1 protein-coding gene and 2 pseudogenes are annotated in these 2,897 nt (G+C 68.1%); 1 reads left to right on the top strand and 2 read right to left on the bottom strand.

Annotation, left to right across the window (positions count from 1 at the left end):
• A pseudogene (locus AC3ET3_RS35965) lies at positions 1 to 258 on the bottom strand (transposase family protein); the annotation flags it as partial.
• A 697-nt stretch (positions 259 to 955) separates the two neighbouring features.
• On the opposite strand from AC3ET3_RS35965, the gene ltrA reads away from it, so the two are divergent.
• Positions 956 to 2,320 (top strand): group II intron reverse transcriptase/maturase, encoded by a 1,365-nt coding sequence (gene ltrA / locus AC3ET3_RS35960; RefSeq protein WP_488191853.1) that lies wholly within the window; start codon positions 956 to 958, stop codon positions 2,318 to 2,320.
• A 115-nt stretch (positions 2,321 to 2,435) separates the two neighbouring features.
• Here ltrA and AC3ET3_RS35955 read toward each other — a convergent pair.
• Positions 2,436 to 2,789: pseudogene (locus AC3ET3_RS35955) on the bottom strand (transposase family protein); the annotation flags it as partial.
• Between the last annotated feature and the right edge of the window lie 108 nt (positions 2,790 to 2,897).

Raw genomic sequence — 2,897 nt, 5'->3', positions numbered from 1 at the left:
TGACCGCCTGCTGGCCTGCGGAGAGGGTGTCCCATCGTCCCCAGCACGGGGTGCGGACGGTGCCGCCGGCGCCTCGGTAGCCCTTGTCGGCCCAGCACGGGATGTCTGCCTCGGCGAGGGGTCGACGATGCCGTGTTCACGGGCCGCGCGAACATCGTGGACGGCACCGGGCAGGGCCGGTGAGGCCCACAGCAGCCGACCGAAGGGGTCGGCGATCACCTGCACGTTCATCCCGTGCCTCTTGTGTTTGCCGGAGTGTGCGCCGTGAGGCGCTTGCTGTTCGAGTGGAGGTGAAAGACCACCGCCATCGCCCTGTCGCAGCAGGGCGGTTGAAGCTGGGGGCAGCCTGAACCGGGAGGTGCCGGGGAGGGCGGGAAGCAGCCCCGACAAAGCCGGGACGTGCCAGTACTGCCAGATGGTGCGGTCCGGCAAGCGAGACGGCGAGGAGTACGCGAGGAACCGGCGTCTACGCCTCCTTAAGGCACGCCAGCTCGAACCTGGTGGATGAGGGCTGGATGCGGTGCGTCCCTGCTGGATGTTCGGCCGGCGGGGAACTTTCCGGGTGGTCTATTTCGGTCGCGCGGGGAGGCCACGGTGAAGTGCTGCGGGGTAGCCGTGGCGAGGCCGCGGGGGCATAGCCGGGCTCCTACTCCGACGATCGAACAGCGAGCGAACACGGGAACCGTCCCGGCGCTGCCCTCTACCTGCGCGCCCAGCGCAGGCGACGGGCTGGGTCCACCGTCGGCCGACCGTACCGGGAGGGGGCGGAGCCGCCGAAGTACTCCGAGCCGGGGAAAGCCCGGCACTTGGGGAAGGGCGGCAGCGGTATCGAGAAGGGAAGGACGCTGCCATGCCGAAAGACGCGCCGCCGAATGGCGGTGCTCTGCTGACCGATGCCCAACTCGGGCCCCGGCAGCGGGTATCGGGGATGCAGGCCAAGCTTCACCGTTGGGCGGTGGCCGATGACGGCCGCAGGTTCGACGATCTGTTCAACCTCGTGTGCGACCCGGCGACGCTGCTCGTGGCGTTCGAACGGGTCGCGAGCAACAAGGGAGCCCGAACCCCGGGCGTCGACGACCTCACCGTTGTCAACGTCGAGCGGGAACTCGGCCTCCCGGGCTACCTGGAGGACCTGCGCCACGTACTGAAGACGGGTGAATTCCGCCCGCTGTCGGTACGCGAACGCAAGATCCCCAAGCCTGGCGGGAGCGGGAAGGTGCGCAAGCTCGGCATCCCGACCGTCTCCGACCGGGTGGTCCAGGCAGCTCTCAAGCTGGTGCTGGAGCCGATCTTCGAGGCCGACTTTCTGCCGGTCTCCTACGGATTCAGGCCCATGCGGCGCGCACACGACGCGATCGCCGAGATCCACCGCTACGGCACCAACGGCTATCGATGGGGGCTGGACGCGGACATCGAGGCGTGCTTCGACTCCATCGACCACACGGCCCTCATGGACCGAGTGCGCGCGAGGGTCAAGGACAAGCGCGTGCTGCGGCTGGTCAAGGCGTTCCTCAAGGCCGGAGTCCTCACCGAGGGCGGCAGTCGCGAGGAGACCTTCACCGGCACCCCGCAGGGTGGCGTCCTCTCCCCGCTCCTGGCGAACATCGCTCTGTCCGCGCTCGACGAGCACGTGATGGAGCCATGGGAGCCGGGCGGGCGGATGTCCACCAGAGGCAGGCGGGCACACCACCGTCATCACGGCCGCCCGAACTGGCGCATCGTCCGCTACGCGGACGCCTTCGTCGTCCTGGTCGACGGCTGTCGCGACGACGTCGCCCGCCTGCGCGAGGACATCGCCGACGTTCTGCACCCTCTCGGGCCGCGGCTGTCACCGGCCAAGACTCAGATCGTGCACATGTCGGACGGGTTCGACTTCCTTGGGTTCTACATCCAGTGGCGCCGCAAGCGGGGCTCGAACAAGTGGTACGTCTACACCTTCATCGCCGAGAGGCCCATCCGGCAGCTGAAGGACAAGGTCCGTGCCCTGACGAACAGAACGTCGCAGCAGGACCCGGGGACCGTGCTGAAGAGGATCAACCAGATTCTGCGCGGCTGGGGCAACTACTTCAAGCGCGCGGTATGCAAGACCACGCTGAAAACCCTGGACCACTTCGTATGGCGACGGGTGACCAGCTGGTGGATGGTGCTGCACCGCTGGAGGTGGAAGGACGTACGCCGACGCTTCACTGACCGCAACGGCCGGTGGCACAAGCTCTCGGCGGACGGGATCGAACTGTTCCCCATGGTCTCGATCGCGGTCACCCGCTATCGCTACCGGGGCAACACGATCCCCAACCCCTGGACACTCAACCACGCTTGAACGGCAGAGACCGTGGAGAGCCCGGTGCGGTGAGAGCCGCACGCCGGGTTCGGCGAGCGGCACGGAGAAACGGACCGATGGCAACATCGGCACCGCGCTCCGTGCCGACTCAACAGAACGGCCGGTCCGCGGCGATGCGGTCGATGGGCAGGAGCGTGCCGTCCAGGATCAGGTACGCCTTCGCCGAAGCGGTACGCACCGCGTCGGTCAGGCCGGGGGCGAGAGCGGCCAGGAGCTCGACCGCTTCGGTGACGTAGCGGTAGGCCGTCGTGGTGCCGATGCCGAACCCGGCTCCGAGCTGGGCATAGGTGTGGCCCATCCGCAGGTGGGCGAGGGTGAGAAGGGCCTGGCGGCCGGCGCTCAGGCGCCGCCACCGGGAGCCGATCGCGCGGCGGTGGCGCCGCAGCTGCTGCGTGAGGAAGCGAAGGGCGGAGCTGGACACGTCGACGCCCGACGGGTAGACAAGCACGTGAAGCCTCTGGTGGAGCCGGTTCTCTTGGTCGAAAACCCATCTACCAGGGGCTTCACCACGTTGTCAGTCCAACAGCCGCACGCCAGAACCAGGTTGGAAAAGGCT

Source organism: Streptomyces sp. bgisy159 (genome assembly GCF_057707805.1).
The sequence above is the reverse complement of the archived record's forward strand: the minus strand, read 5'-3'. Positions and strand labels throughout refer to the sequence as shown.